Annotated in this window: 15 protein-coding genes and 1 pseudogene; 14 read left to right on the plus strand and 2 right to left on the minus strand. The window is 72.3% G+C overall.

Annotation, left to right across the window (positions count from 1 at the left end; genetic code table 11):
* Positions 1 to 26 precede the first annotated feature (26 nt).
* Genes ACFYQ6_RS07405 through ACFYQ6_RS07450 form a run of 10 tightly spaced genes read left to right on the plus strand, consistent with a single transcriptional unit; the run spans position 27 to position 11369 of the window.
* Positions 27 to 1283: an ATP-grasp domain-containing protein gene (locus tag ACFYQ6_RS07405; protein ID WP_388761380.1), complete on the plus strand. Its 1257-nt coding sequence runs from the start codon at positions 27 to 29 to the stop codon at positions 1281 to 1283.
* Positions 1280 to 2125: a Rossmann-like domain-containing protein gene (locus ACFYQ6_RS07410; protein WP_361572734.1), complete on the plus strand. Its 846-nt coding sequence runs from the start codon at positions 1280 to 1282 to the stop codon at positions 2123 to 2125. Before ACFYQ6_RS07405 ends, ACFYQ6_RS07410 begins: the two co-directional genes overlap by 4 nt.
* Positions 2122 to 3210 carry a PLP-dependent cysteine synthase family protein gene (locus tag ACFYQ6_RS07415; RefSeq protein WP_388761383.1) on the plus strand — a complete coding sequence of 363 codons (1089 nt, stop codon included), beginning with the start codon at positions 2122 to 2124 and terminating at the stop codon, positions 3208 to 3210. The genes ACFYQ6_RS07410 and ACFYQ6_RS07415 overlap by 4 nt, the downstream gene beginning before the upstream one ends.
* A complete protein-coding gene (locus ACFYQ6_RS07420; protein ID WP_361572730.1) occupies positions 3207 to 4382 on the plus strand; it encodes an enolase C-terminal domain-like protein in 1176 nt (391 codons plus the stop codon). Before ACFYQ6_RS07415 ends, ACFYQ6_RS07420 begins: the two co-directional genes overlap by 4 nt.
* Positions 4379 to 5656 carry an MFS transporter gene (locus tag ACFYQ6_RS07425; RefSeq protein WP_388761386.1) on the plus strand — a complete coding sequence of 426 codons (1278 nt, stop codon included), beginning with the start codon at positions 4379 to 4381 and terminating at the stop codon, positions 5654 to 5656. Before ACFYQ6_RS07420 ends, ACFYQ6_RS07425 begins: the two co-directional genes overlap by 4 nt.
* Entirely contained in the window at positions 5653 to 6483 is an 831-nt protein-coding gene (locus tag ACFYQ6_RS07430) for a class I SAM-dependent DNA methyltransferase (RefSeq protein WP_388761388.1), read from the plus strand. Before ACFYQ6_RS07425 ends, ACFYQ6_RS07430 begins: the two co-directional genes overlap by 4 nt.
* Positions 6480 to 8069: an ABC transporter substrate-binding protein gene (locus ACFYQ6_RS07435; protein WP_388761391.1), complete on the plus strand. Its 1590-nt coding sequence runs from the start codon at positions 6480 to 6482 to the stop codon at positions 8067 to 8069. The genes ACFYQ6_RS07430 and ACFYQ6_RS07435 overlap by 4 nt, the downstream gene beginning before the upstream one ends.
* Positions 8066 to 9019 carry an ABC transporter permease gene (locus ACFYQ6_RS07440; protein WP_361572723.1) on the plus strand — a complete coding sequence of 318 codons (954 nt, stop codon included), beginning with the start codon at positions 8066 to 8068 and terminating at the stop codon, positions 9017 to 9019. The genes ACFYQ6_RS07435 and ACFYQ6_RS07440 overlap by 4 nt, the downstream gene beginning before the upstream one ends.
* Positions 9016 to 9825 (plus strand): ABC transporter permease subunit, encoded by an 810-nt coding sequence (locus ACFYQ6_RS07445; RefSeq protein ID WP_361572721.1) that lies wholly within the window; start codon positions 9016 to 9018, stop codon positions 9823 to 9825. The genes ACFYQ6_RS07440 and ACFYQ6_RS07445 overlap by 4 nt, the downstream gene beginning before the upstream one ends.
* On the plus strand, positions 9822 to 11369 hold the full coding sequence (locus ACFYQ6_RS07450; RefSeq protein WP_388761395.1) for an ABC transporter ATP-binding protein: 1548 nt from the start codon (positions 9822 to 9824) through the stop codon (positions 11367 to 11369). The genes ACFYQ6_RS07445 and ACFYQ6_RS07450 overlap by 4 nt, the downstream gene beginning before the upstream one ends.
* A gap of 100 nt (positions 11370 to 11469) precedes the next feature.
* On the opposite strand, the pseudogene ACFYQ6_RS07455 reads toward ACFYQ6_RS07450, so the two are convergent.
* Positions 11470 to 11704: pseudogene (locus ACFYQ6_RS07455) on the minus strand (diguanylate cyclase); the annotation flags it as partial.
* A gap of 163 nt (positions 11705 to 11867) precedes the next feature.
* Between ACFYQ6_RS07455 and ACFYQ6_RS07460 the strand changes: the two are divergent.
* From ACFYQ6_RS07460 to ACFYQ6_RS07475, 4 genes are all read left to right on the plus strand, one after another.
* Positions 11868 to 13379, plus strand: a complete 1512-nt coding sequence (locus ACFYQ6_RS07460; RefSeq protein WP_388761397.1) for a carboxylesterase/lipase family protein — start codon at positions 11868 to 11870, stop codon at positions 13377 to 13379.
* A gap of 179 nt (positions 13380 to 13558) precedes the next feature.
* Positions 13559 to 14695 (plus strand): S1 family peptidase, encoded by a 1137-nt coding sequence (locus ACFYQ6_RS07465; protein WP_361573409.1) that lies wholly within the window; start codon positions 13559 to 13561, stop codon positions 14693 to 14695.
* 851 nt (positions 14696 to 15546) lie between these two features.
* Positions 15547 to 16662: a DUF1996 domain-containing protein gene (locus ACFYQ6_RS07470; RefSeq protein WP_388761400.1), complete on the plus strand. Its 1116-nt coding sequence runs from the start codon at positions 15547 to 15549 to the stop codon at positions 16660 to 16662.
* Between the two features lie 86 nt (positions 16663 to 16748).
* Positions 16749 to 18515, plus strand: coding sequence for a discoidin domain-containing protein (locus tag ACFYQ6_RS07475; RefSeq protein WP_388761403.1), 1767 nt, complete (start codon positions 16749 to 16751; stop codon positions 18513 to 18515).
* Positions 18516 to 18760: 245 nt separating this feature from the next.
* On the opposite strand, the gene ACFYQ6_RS07480 is transcribed toward ACFYQ6_RS07475, so the two are convergent.
* Positions 18761 to 20776, minus strand: a complete 2016-nt coding sequence (locus tag ACFYQ6_RS07480) for a hypothetical protein (RefSeq protein WP_388761406.1) — start codon at positions 20774 to 20776, stop codon at positions 18761 to 18763.
* Positions 20777 to 20895 lie beyond the last annotated feature (119 nt).

Raw genomic sequence — 20895 nt, forward strand, 5'->3', positions numbered from 1 at the left:
ATCACGCTGTGGAAAAGGGGGAGTTCGTGAGTCATCTGCTGGTGGTCGAGAGCTGGGTGGGGTCGATGAGCAGACTGCTGCCCCGCGCCCTGGGGGAGGCGGGGCACCATTTCACCTTTCTCACCCGCGACCTGAGTCATTACCTGCGGTCGGCGCCCGAGGGGGCCGGTCACCCGCTGCTCACCGCCCGTAACATCGTGACTGCGCCGACCAACGACATCGACCTGCTGATTCCGCAGGTCGAGAAGGCGCACGGCGTCCTGGGCTTCGACGGGGTGGTCACCTCCTGCGACTACTACCTGCCGACCGCCGCCCGGATCGCCGCCCGCCTCGGCCTGCCGGGCCCCTCGCCCGAAGCCATGGAGAACGCCTGCCGCAAGGACGCGACCCGCGCAGTCCTCGCCGCCGCAGGCGTCCCCGGTCCCCGCTTCGCCGTCTGTACGGACGCGGCGGACGCCGTCGTGGCCGCCCGCGGCCTGGGCTACCCGCTGGTCGTCAAACCGGTCGACCTGTGTGCCGGCATGCTCGTGCGCCGGGCCGACGACGAGGAGCAGCTGGCCGAGGCCTGCCGCGCCCTGGCGGCCTTCCCGTACAACGCGAGGGGGCAGCGGCGCTCGCCCCACATCCTGCTGGAGGAGTTCCTCCCGGGGCCGGAGGTGAGCGTCGAGACCGTGACCTGTCGCGGGGTCGCCCACGTCGTCGGGGTGACGGACAAGAGCGTCGGCGGGGCCACGGCCTTCGTCGAGACCGGACACATGTTCCCGGCCGCCCTCGCCCCCGACGCGCTCGCCGCGGTCACCGCGACCGCGCTGGCCGCGGGGGCCGCGCTCGGGCTCGACGACGTCGTGGCGCACACCGAGATCAAGCTGACGGCCGACGGCCCCCGGGTCGTGGAGGTCAACCCCCGGCCCGCGGGCAACCGCATCACCGAACTCGTCCGCCATGTCACCGGGATCGATCTGGCCGCCGTCTGCGTCGACGTGGCACTCGGCAGGGAACCCGTCCTCCAGCCGCGCGACACCGGGCTGCGCAGTGCGGCCATCGGCTTCCTGGTTCCCGAGGCCGCCGGGACCCTCGCCTCCTTCGACGGCGCCGCCGGAGTGGCGGACACCGACGGGGTCATCGAGGCGCAGTTCGCCGAGGCGGGCCGCACGGTCGAGGCTGCGGACAGCAACAACGCCTACCTCGGACACATCATGGCGGGCGACACCACCGGACTCGGCGCCCGTCGACGCGTCGAGTCCCTCCTCGCGGGAGTGCGCCCCCGGCTGGTGCACTCATGACGGCGGGCGGATCTCCGCGCACCCTGACCCCGTGTCTCGACACGCTCCTCGACCAGGTTCTACGAGGGGAATTCGGCCCGGACCCCCGGACCCGGCGCATCGATGTCGCCTTCACCACCTCCCAAGCCGTACGGCACGAAGGGCGGCACGGCGGCTATCGCAACGAGGTCCTCAGCCTGCGTCTGGGCCGCAGCGTCGGCTCGTGCGCGGTCGAACCGGGCGCCCTGCCCGACGGCACGGTCGAGGACTGTGCCGGTGCGGAGCTGGCCGCGCTGCTCGCTCATCCGCTGCTGCCGGTCCGGGTCGCGGCACTCGACGCCTTCCTGATGGACGTCCTGCCGCACGCCCCCGCCCAGGGCGCCCGGCCCGTGGACATCCCCGCCGGCAACTCCCTGGAACGCTCGCGGGCCCGCGCCTGTGCGGTGGTCGACCTCCTGGAACTGCCGCCCGGACGAACGGTTCTGGTGGTCGGGGTCGTCAACTCACTTCTCGCAGAGATACGTACACGAGGCATGCGTGCAATTCCCTGCGACTTCAAGGGCGGCACCACGGAATGGGGCGAGCCCATCGCGACCGACGCCCTCGACGAGGTCGGCCGCTGCGACGCGGTGCTGGCCTCCGGAATGACGCTCGGCAACGGCACCTTCGAACCGCTGCGCCGGAGCGCGCGGGAACACGGAAAGCCGCTGGTCATGTTCGCGCAGACCGGAAGCGCGGTCCTGCCGCGTTTCCTCGGCGCGGGAGTGGCGGCGGTGTGCGCGGAACCGTACCCCTTCTTCTGGCTCGACGGCGGACCCGGCACCCTCCACCGCTACCGGGCGCACGACGGAGGCACCTCATGAGCACCCTGTCCCTGCCCGCCCTCGCTCCCAACCGCGAGCTCCTGTCCCTCATCGGCCACACCCCGCTCGCCCGGATCACGACCGGACTGCCCGCGCGGCATCCGGGCTTCTGGGCCAAGCTCGAAGGACACGCCGTCGGAGGCATGAAGGCCCGCGCGGCGGTGTCCATGCTGCTCGGTGCGGAGGAACGCGGCGAACTGCTCCCCGGGGCACCGGTCGTCGAGTCCACCTCCGGCACCCTGGGCATAGGGCTCGCCTTCGCGGGACAGGCGCTCGGGCACCCGGTCGTACTGGTGGGTGACAGTGAACTGGAGCCTTCCATGCGCCAGTTGCTCCGCTCGTACGGAGCTCGGCTCGAAATCGTCGACCGCCCGGCCGTGCACGGCGGCTGGCAGGGCGCCCGCCTCCAGAGGCTGCACGACCTGCTCGGCCGGCTGCCCGGAGCCTACTGGCCCGACCAGTACAACAACCCCGACAACAGCGCCGGTTACGCCTCCCTCGCGGCGGAACTTGCGACCCAGCTCGACCACCTCGACATCCTCGTCTGCAGCGTCGGTACCGGCGGACACAGCGCCGGCATCGCCGGGCCCCTGCGCCGGCACTGGCCCCGGCTGCGCCTCATCGCTGTCGACTCCACCGGATCGACCATCTTCGGGCAGCCTCCCGCGCCCCGGCTGATGCGCGGTCTCGGCAGCAGCATCCACCCGCGCAACGTCGCCTACGAGGCCTTCGACGAGGTCCACTGGATCGGTCCGGCCGAGGCCGCGGACGCCTGCAGACGGCTCGCGCGGGGCAATTTCGTCAGCGGCGGATGGAGCACGGGCGCCGTCGCACGCGTTGCCGCGTGGGCCGCGGGCGCCCACCCCGGACAGGCCGTCGCGACCGTCTTCCCCGACGGCCCCCACCGCTACCTCGGAACGGTGTACGACGACGACTTCATCACCGCCCACCAACTGGACCCCCGTCTCGCCGCGGACCGTCCCGTCGACATCCCGCACCCGCGCGCCGCGCAGACCGGGGGATGGGCCAGGTGCACCACCGTCACCGATCCACTGGCCGGCGGCGAACCGGGGAGGCAGCCGTGAAACTCACCCAGACCACGGTACGGCTGGTGCTGGCCGAGCCGCTGCGCATCTCGCGCTCCACCATGACCGCCCGCGACGCCGTCCGTCTGACCGTCGAGCACGAAGGGCTCAGCGGTCACGGCGAGGCCGTCACCAGCGTCTTCTACGGCCTCGACACCCCCACGCTGCAACGCCTCGCCGCGCTGACCGCCGAGTCGCTCACCCGTTTCGCGGGCCCGGAGACCGCGCTGCACGCGCTTCGGGTCGGTGAGCTCACCGGACCCGGGACCCCGGCCGCGATGACGGCAGCGACCGAGGCGGCACTCCTCGACCTGGTCGGCAAGCGCACCGCCACCGCCGTCCACCGCTTCCTGGGGTCCCCGGTGGCGCCGAGAGCCGCCACCGCCCGCACCATCTCCCTCATGTCGCCCGGCCGGGCGGCCACCCAGGCACGCGCCCTGGCCGATGCGGGCTTCTCCCTCATCAAGATCAAGGCCGGCGACCCGGACCCCGAAACGGACCTCGACCGGGTGCGCGCCGTCCGCGCCGCCGCGCCCCGCGCCCGGCTCCTCCTCGACCCCAACGGGGCCTGGACTGCGGGCCAGGCGCGCACACTGCTGCCCCGCTTCGCCGAACTCGGAGTCGAGGCAGTGGAACAGCCGCTCACCCCCGGTGACCCCGAAGCCCTCGCCCGGCTCGCAGCGCGCTCTCCCGTGCCCGTCATCGCCGACGAGGACGCGGTCACCTACGAGGACGCGCGGCGGCTCGCCGGGCGCGTCCACGGAATCAACGTCAAGCTCCCGAAGTGCGGCGGTGTCCACGCGGCCCTGCGCATCGCGACCCTGATCGAGGGCAGCGGCACGGACCTGATGCTGGGCTGCCTGACCGCCAGCACCCTGGGCATCGCCCCCGCGGTCCACATCGCCGACCGTGCCCGCTGGGCCGACCTCGACGGGCACCTCCTGCTGGCACACGACCCGTGGACCGGCATCGGCGGCGCGGACGGATTCGTCACCGCCGGCGGAGAGCCGGGCCTCGGCGTGCGACCGCGCGCAGTGGGCGCACCCCGGGCGGACGCCGGGTCCGGTTCCGATGCCGCGGCCGTTGCGGAAGACGCGCCTCGCGCCGGTGCCGACGCCGGTTCCTGTGCCGGATCCCGTGTCGCAGCCGCATCCTGGAGCGAGGCCTCATGAGGACCTGGCACGAAATCCGCGGCTACCCGCTCGCCATCCGTCTGCTGCTGGTCAACCAACTCGGGGTCAACACCGGTTTCTATCTGCTCATCCCGTACCTCGCCACCCACCTGGGCGACGACCTGGGCATGTCGGCGGCCGTCGTCGGCGTCGTACTCGGTGTACGCAATCTCAGCCAGCAGGGCCTGTTCCTCATAGGCGGCTCCGCCGCGGACCGGCTCGGCGCGCGTGGCGTCATCATCGCCGGCTGCGGGATACGCACCGTCGGCTTCGCCCTCTTCGCACTGGGCGACGGGCTGCCCGTCCTGCTCGCCGCGTCCGTGCTCAGCGGAGTGGCCGGCGCGCTCTTCAACCCGGCCGTCCGTACCTACCTCGCCCAGGAGGCGGGGGAGCGGAAGGCCGAGGCCTTCGCCCTCTTCAACGTCTTCGCGACCACCGGTGCCCTCATCGGCCCACTCCTCGGCAGTCTCCTGCTGCTCGTCGACTTCCGGGCCTCCGCGCTCACCGCCGCCGGGATCTTCGCCCTGCTCACTGTTGCCCAGGCACTGGTGCTCCCCGCCCGGGACGTGCCCGCGGCCACCGGCAGCCTCGCCGCCGACTGGCGTGAGGCCGTCGGCAACCGGGCCTTCCTCGCCTTCGCCCTGGCCATGGTCGGGATGTTCACCCTGGAGAACCAGCTCTATCTGCTGCTGCCCGACGGTGCCCGGCAGGCCACCGGCTGGGACGGCGCCGCCGGCCTCGTCTTCCTCACCGGAACCATCGCCGGAATCGCGCTCCAACTGCGGATCACCCGCGCGCTGAAGGGGCGAGGGAGCAGGGGCCGCTGGATCGCCACCGGGCTCGTCCTGATGGGGCTCGCCTTCGTACCCCCCATGCTGGTGGCCGGCACCGGCACACCGCCGGACGGCACACTCGACGCCGCCCTGCGCGTCCTGCCCGTCCTGGCGGGGGCCCTCCTGCTCCACCTCGGCGTGATGACCGCCCAGCCCTTCGTCATGGAGCTGATACCCGGCTTCGGGCGGCAGGCCCTGACCGGTACGTACTTCGGGATCTTCTACGCCGTCTCCGGGATCGCTGCCGCCCTCGGGAACGCCGCTGTCGGCTGGGCCATGGACGCCGCTCAGCGGCAGGGGGCGCACGGCGGTACGACCGAACTCCTGCCCTGGGCCTGCTGCCTCGTGACCGGACTGGCCTCGGCCGCAGGCGTGTTCTGGCTGCAGCGCAGGGGGACCCTCCCCCGGACACAGCCCGCACCCGTGGCGGTGGCGGCATGAAGCAGCGCACGGGGAACCTGCTCACCGATCGCCCCGAACTGTACGAGGCGAGGTTCCCCGACCCCGAACGGCTCGCGGGCCGCTGGGCGGAGGAATGCCTGCGGCGGCACGGCGCGGGCCCGGCCGTCCTGGACCTCGGCTGCGGTACCGGCCGCGACGCGGCCTGCCTCCACCGTGCGGGGCGCCGCGTCACGGCCGCCGACCTCTCCGCCACCATGCTCGCCCACGCCCGCGTCCACCACCCGGGGCCGGTCCACGTACAGGCCGATCTCAGCCGGTTCGACTTCGGGCGGGGGGTCTTCGACGCGGTGGTGTGCCTGGACAGCTCCCTGCTGTACTGCCACACCAACGAGCAACTGGACGGGTTCCTGACGTCCTGCCGCCGCGCCCTGGGGCCCGGTGGACTGCTGGTCGCCGAGATGCGCAACGGCGCCTACTTCCTCGGGCGCGCCGAACCTCCCGCCGCGCCCGGAACCGCCCTCTTCACCTGGGAGGGCACCACCTACCGCTCGACCACCACCCTGCACCTGGACCGAGCCGCGCAGCTCCTGCGCCGCACCCGCCGCTGGACCTCCGACGACGGCACCCCGCCCGTCGAGGAGCGGTCGGCGTGGCGGCTGCTCCTGCCCCAGGAACTGCGCCACTTCCTCACCGTCCACGGCTTCGACGTCCTCGCCCTGCACGACGGCCCCGGGCCACGAACCGAACCCGTCTGGCGTCCGGGTGCCGAACCCGGCACCGCGGCCGACGGAGACCGGCTCCACCTCGTCGCGAGGAAGAGGACGGCCCCCACTTCCGCCCACCCACCCGTAGGAGAGCAACCATGACAGCACCCCACGACAGACACGAGCGCTTCCCCGCCCTGCGCAGGCGGGGCTTCCTCGCCGCCGGCGCGGCAGGCGCCGGCGCGCTCGCCCTCGCCGGTTGCTCCGGATCCGGAGCCACACAGGACACGGGCGACAAGGCGGACGGCGCCCCACGGCGCGGCGGCCGGCTGCGCGCCGCCTTCGCCGGGGGCGGAGCGGCGGAAACCCTCGACCCGCACCTGGGCAACCTCTTCGCCGACGCCGCCCGGGGCAAGGCCCTCTTCGACAAGCTCGCCGACTACGCGGCCGACCTGTCCGCCGAACCGCGCCTGGCCGAGACCTGGGAGCCGAACGCGGCCCTCGACCGCTGGAAGGTCACGCTCCGGCAGGCGGACTTCCACGACGGGAAGCCGGTGACCGCGGCCGACGTCCTGTACAGCTACCGGCGCATCGCCGATCCCGACAAGGCCTACCGCGCCCGCGCGTCCCTGGAACCCGTCGACCTGACGGCGAGCCGGGCCACGGGTGAGCGCACCGTCGAATTCGTACTCAAGCGCCCGACCGCCGAGTTCCCCAACGTCATGGCGGCGTTCGGGACCTACATCGTCCAGGACGGCGCCACCTCGTTCGACCGCGACCCGGTGGGCTCCGGCCCCTTCGAGTTCGTCTCCTTCACACCCGGCCGATCCACCGTCCTGCGGCGCAACGACGCCTACTGGGACGGTGCCCCCTATCTCGACGAGCTCGAATTCGTCGTCGCCAACGAGGAGTCCGCCCGGATCAACGCCCTGCTCGGCGGCCAGGTCGAGTACGCCCACGAGCTCACCCCCGCAACGGGACGCGCCCACGAGAAGGCCGGCACGATCGGGATCGTCCGGCTGCGCAACAGTGCCATGCAGGCGTTCGCCATGAAGACCGACCGCCCGCCCTTCGACGACCCCCTGGTCCGCGAGGCGTTCTTCCACATCGCGGACCGCGCGGAACTGGTCGCCGGCGCCCTGTCCGGCGCGGGCGAGCAGGGGAACGACCTCTTCGGCAAGGGCTACGAGTACTACGCCGACGAACTGCCCCAGCGTGAGCAGGACCTCGACCGCGCCCGCCGGCTGCTGAAGCGGGCCGGCGCGGAGGGCCTGAAGGTCACCCTCGACACCTCCGCCGTCGCGGCGGGGTTCACCGAGGCCGCCGGCATCTTCAGGGACCAGGCGGCACGCGCCGGAGTGGCCGTCGAGGTGCGGATGGGCAGCAAGGACTCGTACTGGAAGGACATCCTCGACTCCGGCACCCTGTGCTGCTACCGGTCGGGCGCCATGCCCATCGAGTCGCACATCTCCCAGCGGCTGCTCACCGGCTCCACCACCAACGCCACGAAATGGCAGGACAAGAAGTTCGACGCGCTCTACCAGCAGGCCCAGTCCACCAAGGACAAGGCGGGACGGGCCGCCCTGTACGGCCGGATGCAGCGGCAGCTGCACGCCGAAGGAGGCTTCCTCGTCTGGGGGTTCGGTGACTGGATCCTCGGTACCGCACCCAACCTGCGCGGCGTCGCGCGAGAGGCACCCGCCAACACCCTGGACTGGGCACGCTTCGACAAGGTCTGGCTGGCGTGAACGGACTGCGTTCCTGGATCGCCCGGCGGCTGGTCCTCGGCGCCCTGCAGACCGCCGCCGTCGTGCTGCTGGTCTTCGCGCTCACCGAGGCACTGCCGGGCGACGCCGCCGTGGCCTTCGCCGGAGACCAGCCCGACCCGGAACGCATCGCGGCCGTCCGCGAGGCGATGGGACTGGACCGGCCCGCCCACGAGCGCCTGGCCGAATGGGTCCGGGGACTGCTCCACGGCGACTTCGGTACCTCGCTCACCTCCGGGCGGCCGGTGTCCGGCTTCCTCGCGGACGGCTTCGGCCCCACGCTGCTGCTCGCCGGCCTCACCGTGCTGCTCCTGGTGCCCCTGGGCGTCGGACTCGGCGTCCTCGCCGCACGGCACGAAGGCCGGTTCACCGACCGCCTGATCAGCTCGGCGACACTCGGCGTCTACGCGGTACCCGAATTCGCCCTCGGCGTCCTGCTGGTGAGCGTCTTCGCGCTGCGGCTCGGCTGGCTTCCGCCGACCGCGGTGGGCTACGGGGACGGCCTCCTCGCCCACCCCGCGGCGCTCGTCCTGCCCGTCCTGGTCCTGCTCGCCAGGCCCGTCTGCTCCCTGGCACGGCTGGTCAGAGCGGGCATGATCGAGGCGCTCGCCGCGCCCTACACCGCACAGGCGCGACGCTACGGACTCTCCGGCACCCGCGTCCGCTACGGGCACGCCCTGCCCAACGCCCTCGCCCCCGCCACCCAGCAACTGGCACGTACCATCGACTGGCTGCTGTGCGGTGTCATCGTCGTGGAGGCCCTCTACGTGATCCCCGGACTCGGCACCGTCCTCATGAACGCGGTCGCCGACCGCGACATACCCGTCGTGCAAGGTCTCGCCGTGGTGTTCGGCCTCGCCACCGTCGTGCTCAACCTCGGCGCCGACCTCGTCACCCACCGGCTCGCGCCACGCTCGGAGGTGGCCGCGTGAGACGTCTTCGCCGATACGGCCCCGGAGCGGCCGTCGCCGCCCTCCCGCTCGGCCTCGCCCTGGCCGGCCCCTACCTGGCAGGTGAAGCCCCGGCCCGCGCGGCCTCCTTCACCCTCGGCGAGGGCTACCGGCTCGGTACCGATTTCGTCGGCCGTGACGTCGTGCACCAGGTGCTGCTCGGAGGCCGGCCCGTGGTCCTCGTCGCGCTCGCCGCGACGCTCCTCGCGTATCTCGTCGCCCTGCCCGTCGGGCTGGCCGGCGCGCTCACCCACCGCAGATGGCTGGAGGAACTTCTGATGCGTCCCCTGGACGTGCTGCTCGCGGTTCCCTCGCTGCTCATGATGCTGCTCGTCGCCGCTGTCTTCCCGCCCGGCGCCGCCGGACTCGTGCTGCTGGTGGCGTTCGTCTCGGTCCCCGACGCGGCCCGGATCGTGCGTGCGGCAGCGGCCGAGGTCGCGTCCCGGCCGGCCGTGGAGGCGCTGCGGATGCAAGGGGAGAGCTGGTGGCGCCTCGCCGTCGGCCATGTCGGGCGGTCCATCGCACGAACCCTGGCGGCCGACGCGGGCATCCGGCTGACCGGAGTGCTCTACCTCGTGGCCACCGCGGCCTTCCTGGGCATCGGAGTCGCCCCCGACGCCTCCGACTGGGCGGTGATGGTCGACCGCAACCGCACCGGACTGCTCATCCAGCCCTGGGCCGTCGTCGTGCCCGCCCTGCTCATCATCGCCCTGACCATGGGCAGCAACCTGCTGGTCGACGCCGCGATGGAAAACCGCACCCCGCCCCGGAAGGGCCGCCGCCCATGAACCAGGAACCAGTGCTCGCCGCCCTCACCGACCTGACGATCGAGGTCGACGGCGAGGTGCTCGTCGACCGGGTCTCGCTCCGGATCCTGCCCGGCACCGTCACCGCGCTGGTCGGTGCGTCCGGCAGCGGCAAGACCACCACCGGCCTCGCCCTGCTCGGCGAGTACCCCGCCGGAGCCCGGGTCACCGGAGACGTCAGCGTGCACGGGGCCCGGATCGGCTACGTCCCCCAGCACCCCGCCGCCGTGCTCAACCCGACCCGCCGGACCGGGGCCCTCCTGCACGACATGGCACGACAGCAGGTACACGGCCTGCCCCGCCGCGAGCGGCGAGCCGCTGCCGGAGAGCTTCGCCTCCAGGCACTCGCCGACGCCCAACTCGACGACGCTGAGACGCTGTCGCGCCGCTACCCGCACCAGCTGTCCGGTGGCCAGCAGCAACGTGCGGTGCTCGCGCAGGCGCTCCTGCTCGGCGCCCGCATCGTCGTCGCCGACGAACCCACCACCGGCCAGGACGCGTTGACGAAACGGCGTATCGTCGGCGAACTGGCGTCGCTGGCCGCTCGTGGCATCGCCGTGCTGCTGCTCAGCCACGACCTGGACGTCGTACGCGAACTCGCCGACGAGGTGCTGGTGATGCGCGGCGGACGCGTCGTGGAGCAGGGCGCGGCCCGCGCCGTCCTGGACACCCCCACACACCCGTGGACCAAGGAACTCCTCGCCGAGCCGCGGAACATGCCGTACGCGGACCCCGGCCACGCAGGCGCGGAGGTGCTCACCGTCGACGCGCTGGTCGCCCGGCACCGGAATCGGGGCGTCCGCGAGCCCGTCCTGCGTGTGGACCGGCTCTCCCTGCGCGCCGGGGAATGCCTTGCCGTGCTCGGACGCTCGGGCAGCGGCAAGACCACTCTCGCCCGCTGCCTCGCGGGACTGCACCGCGACCACTCGGGGCGGATCCTGCTGGACGGGACGGCGCTTCCGCGCAGCCTGCGCGAGCGCGGTCGCGAACAGCTCGCCGCCGTGCAGTACGTGTTCCAGGACGCCCGGGCCGCATTCGACGAGCACCGGCCGGTCCTGGACCAGGTGGCCCGTACCGCGACACGCCTGCGAGGGGCGGGCCGGCGGGAGGCGACGGAGGAGGCACGGCGGGTCCTGAGTGACCTGGGCCTGGACGAGAGCCTCGTCCGCAGGCTGCCCGCCCGGCTGTCCGGCGGCGAACTCCAGCGCGCAGCCCTCGCACGGGCGCTCCTCGCCCGGCCCCGGGTGCTGATCTGCGACGAGATCACGTCGGGACTCGACCCGGTGACCCGGCGCTCCCTGCTGGACCTGCTGGCCGCACTGATCCGGCGGAGCGACGGGCTGAGCGTCGTCCTGATCACCCACGACATCGACACCGCCGCACCGGCGACACGCGTGGCCGTGCTCGACGCGGGCGAGGTGGTCGAGGAGGGGCCGAGGGACCAGGTCCTGACCGCGCCCGAGCACCCGTTCACGGCCGAACTGATCGGCGCTTCACGAGGGTGGGGAGCCGCGGCACGTCCCTGAGCCGGCAGGGGCCCCGGATCGCGGCGCGGGGCCGGGCCCTCGTGGTGTGACCACACGGCAGGCACCCCTGACGGCCCTTGCACAGCAGCGTGCTGCGGCGTCACTCCGGCCACGGTGAGTCGAGGACGGTACGCACGAGGTCCCCACGCTCGAAGCCGGGAACGTAGTGCGGGAGCGCGTCGGCCTTGATGTTGCCGAAGGTGGTCTCCGGCTTCGGCGCGATGCCCTCCGTGAACGCGCCGTTCGAAGTCCGGCCGGGGATGGAGGGCCACGATCGCGGCGCGGTCGGCTTCGGAGACGTCCTCGTAGCCGATGCCGAGCTCGTCGTACTCCAGGACCGGCGCTCCCGGGTCCCTGCGCATGGCCGGCAGGCCGTCAGGTCGCCCGACCGATTCACATCACGGATGCGTCAGTCGGTGATGCAGAGGTGTTGGCCCGCGACGGCCGCCAAGTGCGAGGCTGACCGCGGACCGCGCGGGCGAGGTATGGGGAGTACGGATGAGAGTGTTCACGACGAAGGCCGGGGCGGTCACGGGGCGGCGCGCCGAACGAGATCCCGGCATCGTCGTGCTGCGTGGAATCCCTTACGCCGCACCGCCGTTCGGGCCGAGGCGCTTTCGCGCCCCGCGTCCCGCGCCGTCCTGGGACGGGATCCGGGACTGCGCCGGCTTCGGGCCCGTCGCCCCGCAGTCCGCGCGGTTGCCGGGGGCGCCGGCCTGGTCGCCCGGTGACGAGGACGTGCTCAGCCTCAACGTATGGACCCCCGGCGGGAGCGGCGACTCGATGCCCGTGCTCGTCTGGATCCACGGGGGCGCCTACGTCTTCGGTTCCTCGGCCCAGCCGGACTTCGACGGGACCGTTCTTGCCGGTCACGGCCTGGTGGTCGTGACACTCAACTACCGGTTGGGCTTCGAGGGGTTCGGTCACGTCCCGCACGCCGGGGACGGCGGCATCTGCCCGGACAACCGGGGTCTGCTGGACCAGGTGGCCGCCCTCACGTGGGTGCAGGACAACATCGCCGCGTTCGGCGGTGACGCCGCCCGGGTCACGGTGGCCGGGCAGTCCTCAGGAGCGACCTCGGTCGCCTGCCTCATGGTCATGGACGAGGCGCGAGGCCTCTTCCGGCGCGCTGTGGCCCACAGCGCGGTGAACGCCTGCGCCACGCCAGGGTCGGCCGCCCGGACCACGGCGGAGGTGGCGGCGGAGGCCGGGGTCCCCGCCACGTACGAGGGCCTGGTGTCCGCCTCACCGAAGACGCTGGTCGATGCCTCCGACCGGGTGGCCGACACCTACCGGCGCGACCCCGGATCAGGTCAGCGGCACTACGATCCGGCCATCTACGGCCCCGTGGCAGGAGGACCCACCCTGCCCCTCGACCCCCTCACGGCATGTGCCGGGGGAGCCGGCCGCGATGTGGAGCTGCTGGTCTGTCACACGGCGGAGGAGTACTGGCTGCTGGACGCGGTGGGCAGCTGCGCCAGGATGTCCGATGCCGGTCAACTCGACCGCTTCGTAGCCGACTTCCAGCTGCCACCCACCGTGCTGGAGGCCTACCGCGCACGCGTGCCCGAGGCCTCCGCGCAGGAGCTCTTCCTCGCTCTGTACGGGGACCTGCTGTTCGGCGAGTACAGCAGCCGACTGGCCGAGGCCCACGTGCGAGCGGGTGGCCGCACCCGCCTGGCGCGCTTCGTCCGGCAGCGCGACGGCCTGGGGAAGCCGGTCAGGGCGTGGCACTGCGCGGACATCCCGTTCGCGTTCGGCACCTTGTACGACGAGAACGTCCACTTCCTCATCGGTGGTCCGCCGGGCGATGCCGACCGCGCACTCGCGTCCCGCATGACGCGCGCGTGGGTGCAGTTCGCGGCCACCGGCGACCCCGGCTGGCCCGCGCTCACGCCGACGGGTGGTCCCGTGCGGATCTGGGACACCGCGCCAGAAGAGCCTGGCGGACGGTGGGACGACTTCCGTGGTCCGTGGCGTGAGGCAGGGCTTCCTCTGCTCGCCCCGTGACCTCGCGCCGACGCCGGTCGGCGCGTGAAGGCGTCATTGGCATGGACCTGCCCTTCGAACTGGTCTACAGTCCGTAACGGCACTTCTGAGAGCGCTCTCAGACGGCTCTCGGCTGCTTCCTGTTCCACCCCCACGATGCTGGAACAACACGAAGGGGCACTCCCTTGAGACATACGACGATGGTGCGGACCGGTCTCTCCGCACTGCTCATCATCGGCACCTGGGCGACCGCCGGCCTCACTCAGGCCTCCGCGGCGGACGCCTCCTCCTCCGCCGGAGCCCCCCAGGCCTCCGCGGGCCTCATGACCGCCATGCAGCGGGACCTCGGGCTGACCGAGGACCAGGCCGTGGCCAGGATCACCGCGGAAAAGGCGGCGACCGCGCTGGAAGGAAAGGCGCGGAGCGCCGCCGGCGCGTCGTACGGTGGCTCCTGGTTCGACGCGGACAGCGGCAAGCTGACAGTCGCGGTGACCGACGGCGCCAAGGCCCGAGCGGTCCGTGCCACCGGCGCGCAGACGAGCCTCGTCAGCCATACGGCGCGTCAGCTCGACGCCGCGAAGAACAAGCTGGACGCACTCTCCGCCCCCAGCGGAGTCAGCAGCTGGCACGTGGACCCCCGGGCGAACAGTGTGGTGGTGAACGTCGTCGCCTCCGAGCAGGGTGACAACGATGTCCGCGCATTCGTGGCCAAGGCGCGCGCAGCCGGCCCCGTCACGGTCGAGCAGACCGCCGAGGCCCCGCAGACCTTCGCCGCCGGTACGGTCGGCGGCGACCCGTACTACACGGGCAACGTCCGGTGCTCCATAGGCTTCTCGGTGCACGGCGGCTTCGTCACGGCCGGGCACTGCGGACAGGCCGGGGGAGCGGTGCGGGGCTGGGACGGCTCGGCCATCGGCAACTTCCAGGGCTCGTCCTTCCCCGAGAACGACTACGCGTGGGTCAACGTCGGCAGCGGCTGGTGGACCGTCCCGGTCGTGCTGGGCTGGGGCACCGTGTCGGACCAGCTGGTTCGCGGATCCAGCGAGGCCCCGATCGGTGCCTCCATCTGCCGCTCCGGTTCCACCACCCACTGGCACTGCGGCAACGTCCTGGCGAAGAACGAGACCGTCAACTACAGCCAGGGTGCCGTGCGCCAGATGACCAAGACCAGCGTGTGCGCCGAACCCGGCGACTCGGGCGGTTCGTTCATCAGCGGCGACCAGGCGCAGGGCGTCACCTCCGGCGGCTGGGGCAACTGCGGCAGCGGCGGGGAGACCTGGCACCAGCCCATCAACGAGATTCTCAACCGGTACGGGCTGACGCTTCACACCGCCTGATCCGACTGACCCCGCCGGGTGCCGGTGGCCCGGCGGGGTCACCGGCACCCCGCGGAACATGACTGGTCTGCTGCGGCAGCAGGGTGGCCCCCTGCCGCAGCAGACTTTTGCCATTCCGGGCGTCAGGGGTCCGGGCCCCTTGCGGAGCTGCGTTGAAGGCGCAGTCCACGGCGCCTCCGCGCTTCCATGGCCACTGCCGGACTCCCGGGGCCGCTGCTGAACTTCCGGTCCCGCCGTCGAACCTCCGGGCCCGCTGCCGAACTTCTGGCTCTGCTGACGGACTTCTACTGCTGAGTCGGTCCCCGTGCCCGGCCGGGGCGTACGGTCACACAGTCGGCCCTCCTGCCCAGCCTGAGTGGCGTACGGCCACTTTGCAGGTCCAGCGGGAGCGGGACCTGCTGAGCCGGCAGCCGGAAGCCCTTGTGCACTGGTGGTTCCCGGCAGGGCGAGGGCCCCTTGCACACTGGTGGTTTCCGGCAGTCCGGCAGGGCGAAGGTCCCCTGTGCGCAGGTGGTCCCCGGCAGCGTGAGGGAGCCCTTGCGCCGGTTGGTTCCCGGTCGGACCGGAGCCGAGCAGAGCAGCTTCTCGCGGGCATTCCTCCCACTTCCCGTCGCTGCACCGACCGGGCGACCCGCTCTCTGCGGCGGAAATCTCGACGCGGCCGTCAACTCCTCGACCGCGCGACCGGAGGCCGTTCACCTTCTATTGACATGTTCTCGGCGGCAGCGCAACACTGACAGCGCTTCGGAGAGCGCTCTCCGAAGCGCTCGCGCACACTGCGCCGACAAGCTCCACTCTCCCCCCACCGTGCACCTGAAGCGCACGGGACGCAGAGCAGTATGGAGGTCCGCATGGCCGAATTACTCGGACGAACCCGCTTGGTGTCCGCCCTCGTCGTAGCTGCCGCGCTGGCCCTGGTGGTCATGGGGTTCGCCGCGATCGACGGCGGCGGAGCCCTGAAGGCAGGCGCCGCCCCGAAGCCCGCCGAGGCGCCCGGCGTCGCGTCACACGTGATGCAGGGCCACGTCATGGCGGCGGCCGATCCCGTTCCCTCGGGTGACGACCCCGACGGCGACGGCTACATCCCGGCGAACCCGCCGGTCACCGGAGTGGTGCCGTCCACCGAAATACCGCCGCACCGGTATTTCCACGAGTTCCAGGCGAACTGCTCCGTCAGCCACACCGGATCGGTGGACCCGATCGTCTACCCCGGTCAGACAGGCAAGTCCCACAACCACACGTTCATGGGCAACGACACCACGAACGAGAACAGCACCACCTCGTCGCTCAGCGCGGGCGGCACCGCGTGCAAGGCGCCCGGCGACCTCTCCGCGTACTGGATGCCGACCCTCTACGACGGTGACAGGGAAGTTCGCCCCGTCGGCCCGCAGACCATCTACTACAAGGCGGGAGTCACCGACTACCGGACCGTGCGGCCCTTCCCCGAGGGGCTGCGGTTCGTCGTCGGCAGTCCGACGCAGACGGCCGAGCAGTTCCGGGACCACCCGGGCATGGTCGAGGGGTACGAGTGCGGTGAGAGCTACCACAACTACGAGTTCCCGGCGTCCTGCCCGACCAGCCGGGACACGCAGCTCAACCTCCGTATGCAAGGCCCCAGTTGCTGGGACGGCAGGCATCTGGACACCCCGGACCACCAGGCCCACATGGCGTACCCCGCCGTGATGGGTGCCAATCAGGACGTCTGCCCGGCGACCCACCCGGTCGCGCTGCCGATGATCGAGTTCAAGATGGCCTGGCCGGTCAACGGTGACATGTCGCAGGTGAGGCTGGCCAGCGGGACCGGTCACTCCTTCCACTACGACTTCTTCAACGCGTGGGACGACGCCACGCTCGACGCCATGGTCGGTCACTGCATCGTGGGCGGCCTCCAGTGCGACGCCCGGGGCTACGACCAGAACAACCCCGGTGCGGGCGCCGCGCTGGACGAGAACTACGAACTGCCCTGACCGCTCACGCTCTCCCTCGGGGGTGCACCGCACCCAAGAGGGAGAGCGCTCTCCCACAATTCCCCCACAGAGGAGCCGCAGCCCTCATGAAACTGCCACCTACCATCCCCGCGGCCCGGCGTCGCAGACGAACGACGGCAAGGATCGCCGTCGCCGCCCTCATCACCGCCGCGGCGGCGACCCTCCCCGCGCCGGCCGCGCAGGCGGCCGGAAGCGTGGTGAAGGTCGAGGGGTCGCAAGGAGCCTGGAGACTGACCGTCGACGGTGCGCCGTACACGGTGAAGGGCCTGACCTGGGGCCCCGCGGTCTCCGACGCCGACCGCTACATGCCGGACGTCAGGTCGATGGGTGTCAACACCATCCGCACCTGGGGCACCGACGCCACCACCGAACCCCTGCTGGACAGCGCGGCCGCCAACGGCATCAAGGTCGTCGCCGGATTCTGGCTCCAGCCGGGCGGCGGGCCCGGCAGCGGCGGATGCGTCGACTACCTGACGGACACCGGCTACAAGAACGCCATGCTGGCCGAGTTCCCCCGGTGGGTGGAGAAGTACAAAGACCACCCCGGCGTCCTGCTCTGGAACGTGGGCAACGAGTCGGTGCTCGGCCTGCAGAACTGCTACAGCGGTTCCGCCCTCGAACAACAGCGCGACGCGTACACGACGTTCGTCAACGACATCGCGAAGAGGATCCACGCCGTCGACCCGAACCACCCGGTGACCTCGACCGACGCGTGGACCGGAGCCTGGCCGTACTACAAGAAGAACGCACCCGACCTCGATCTGTACGCCGTGAACTCCTACGGTGCCGTCTGCGACATCCGGAAGACCTGGGAGGACGGAGGCTTCGACAAGCCCTACATCGTGACCGAGGGCGGGCCCGCCGGTGAGTGGGAGGTACCCGACGACGCCCATGGAGTGCCGGACGAGCCGACGGACGTGGCGAAGGCCGAGGGATACAGCAGGGCGTGGCAGTGCGTCACGGGCCACTCGGGAATGGCGCTCGGCGCCACGCTCTTCCACTACGGCACTGAGTACGACTTCGGCGGCGTCTGGTTCAACCTGCTTCCCGCCGGACAGAAGCGGCTCGCGTACTACGCGGTGAAGAAGGCCTACGGCGCGGACACCTCGGGCGACAACACGCCCCCGGTGATCACCGGCATGAGCGTGGACCACGCATCGGCGGTCCAGGCGGGCAAGCCCTTCACCGTGAAGGCCCAGGTCACCGACCCCGACGGTGACCCGCTCACCCACCAGGTCCTGCTCGGCAGCAAGTACGTGGACGGCAGCGGACAACTCGACGACGCACGCTTCACGGACAAGGGGAACGGCACGTTCGAGCTCACCGCCCCCGACCGCCTGGGTGTGTGGAAGGTCTACCTCAAGACCACGGACGGGAAGGGCAACGTCGGCATCGAGACCAGGTCCTTCCGGGTCGTGCCGCCGCAGGTCGGAGGGACGAACCTCGCGGCGGGCAAGCCGGCGACCGCGTCGAGCTTCCAGCCCGGCGGCGTCGGCTGCCCGTGCCCGGCGAGCAACGCCGTCGACGGTTCCTTCGACACGCGCTGGGCGAGCGAATGGGCCGACCAGCAGTGGATCCAGGTGGACCTCGGCACGAGGTCGGCCTTCGACCACGTGCAGCTGGCCTGGGAGACCGCCTACGCCAAGGGATACACGGTCCAGACCTCGGACAACGGCCAGGAGTGGACCACCGTCCACACCGTCACCGAAGGCGACGGCGGCATCGACGACCTCGCCGTCACCGGCGAGGGACGTTACGTACGGGTGAGCACGTCCGTGCGTGGCACCGCCTGGGGCTACTCGCTCCACGAGTTCGGCGTGTACCGGAGCTGACCGCCCGCAGAGCCTGCCGCGCCGTCCCACTCCCCGCCGTCGGCGCGGCCGGAAAGTCCGCGGCGGGCCACGAACCACCGTGGCCCGCCGCGGACTCGCGCGTGCGCACGCTGTCCGGAATCCGTCTGATCCGTGCGCTCCGGTCGGCGAGGCGCCGTACCCGCACCGTGGGGATCGAACCGCCTTCGCGTGGCGCCGCGTTCACGGCACCGCATGGATCGTCCTGCCGTCGCGCGGTGCGGCGTTCAGCGCATCGTGGGGACCGAGCCGCCGTCGCTCAGCACCGCGCTCACCCGGAAGGCGGCGTCCTGCCGTGCGCGGACCGCCAGTGTCGGGCCGTCGGACACCCCGTGTACGGAGCCCGACACCTCGACGCGCCGCACGGCACGGCTGCCCGCGGCGAGGACGTACCAGCCACCGACCGGGGATCGCCACAGGATTCCGGCTGCCACGTGCTGGCCGAACCGGCTGCACAGCGCCGTGTTCCGGTGCTCGGACACCAGTGCGGCCGGCGCGGAGGGCGAGGCAGCGGGCGGGACGAACTGGACCAGTACCCGGCCCGGCCCGCGCCAGGTGTCCGCCCGGGTGCACACCCAGTCAGCCGTGGCACGGGTGCCGGGCAGCGGCTGCCGCGCGAAATGCCAGTCGTTGACCGCGCGGACCCCGGAATGACGCAGATCGCGCAGCGAACACGCGGTGCGGGCCCAGCCGGCCAGGCCGTCGGTCCCGGTCGCCTCGCGCGGCTGCCTGGCCGGAGCGCCTGCTCCCGGCCTCGGGGTGTGCGTGAGGTGCACCGGTGCGAGCTCGCCGAGGTCCGTGACGAGGAACGCGTGCTTCTCCACGATCCGTTCCGACGATCGCAGCTGCATCGCCGGCCAGGAGGCGCACCCACCGCCCGCTCCCGGACGCGGCACCGCCGCGGTGACCCCGTTCTCGTCCACGGGCAGTGACCGTGCCGGTGTGCCGGGCGCGAGGAGGTCCCGGATCGCGGACTCCGCCACCCAGGGCGCCAGCAGAAACCTCGTGGCGGAGCCGCTGCGGCTGACGGCGATCGCCGCGGCCGTGGTGACGTCCGCGTCGTCGACCCGGGCGAAGTCCAGGACGGAGGCTCCTCCTCCGGACAGCGGCTCGGCGTAGCGGACGGCGCGTACCCCCCTGTCGTGGAAGAGCACCACGGCTTCACCGCCGACATCGCCGGCGAACAGCAGCCGAGGGGGCTCTGCGGGAGGCACCAGAGCCGTTCCGGGGGTGGCGGTGACCGCGGTGTCCGCCGGGCGGCCCGCCCAGGTGCCGAGCGCCCGCTCCAGAAGCGCACGGTCGTCGGTGCGTCCGCCACGTGGCGGCCAGGCGGTGAAGTCCACCCGCGAGGTGTCCGCCCACTGCCCGGGGGGTGTCCGTACCAGGGCCGCCGGATCGAGTGCCCCGCCCGGTACCGTCCGGCGCAGCGCGGAGACCGAAGGCCCGGTGTCCTCGGTTCCGGAGCCGGCCGTGAGGGCCAGGCCTCCTCCCGCCACTGCCAGGAGCAGGAGGGCGGTCACGCCGGCCCGCACCCGCTGCCGCCTCCGCAGCAGGTCGCCCGGGCGGGTCTGCACCGTGCAGGGATCGAACTCGTCGGATCGCAGCATGCGTTGTACGTGGTCGTGGTCGTGGTCGTCGACGGCGAGGTGCGCGGCCGCACGTACGGCGCCGGCCGGGTCCGCCACGCCCGCTTCGGCGAGGAGCGCGGCGGTGCTGTCACCGGACAGCGCCTCGAGCAGACGCAGGCCCAGAGCGGCCCTGACGGGCGCGGGAACGTCCGCCAGGGTGCGGTCCAAGGCGAATTCGTCCATTCCGCCGGCGCGGGGGAAGAGGCGGAGCCCTCGCACCACGGGCCCCGAAGGGCGCAGCGTCGCCGGAGCGGGGGCCCGCGCCGGCCACCAGCGGGGCCTTCGCCCGTACGCGAGTGCGGACCGTACGACACGCAGGCGGACCAGGGCGTACGCGGGGGTCTGCCTGCCGTCACCCGTCCGGGCACCGGAGCGCGGAGCGGGGATGCGTTCCCGGTCCGGGTGCGGCAGGTGCTGCGTCCTGCCGTGCAGGGCCCGCTGGACCGCCGCGTGGGCGGCGAGCACTCTGCGGTGCCTGCCGAGAGCCGGCGGCAGCGTGAGATAGGCCAGGCGTACGAGGCGTGGGTAGTGCTCGACGAGTGCCGCCTCGGCTTCCTTCACACCGAGGTGCGCGCCGGAACCGAGGATGCGAAGCGGCGAGGGGTGGAGCGGCATACGAGGGGAGCCTTCCGGGCCGTGGGCAGAGAACCGTCACCCCGGCAAACGAGCCGATCGTGTGACGGTCACATCGGCCCGTGCGGCCGGTCTCCCGCCCGACGGCCGACGGAGCCGAA

It is taken from the genome of Streptomyces sp. NPDC005494 (assembly GCF_042872025.1).
GTDB lineage: Bacteria > Actinomycetota > Actinomycetes > Streptomycetales > Streptomycetaceae > Streptomyces.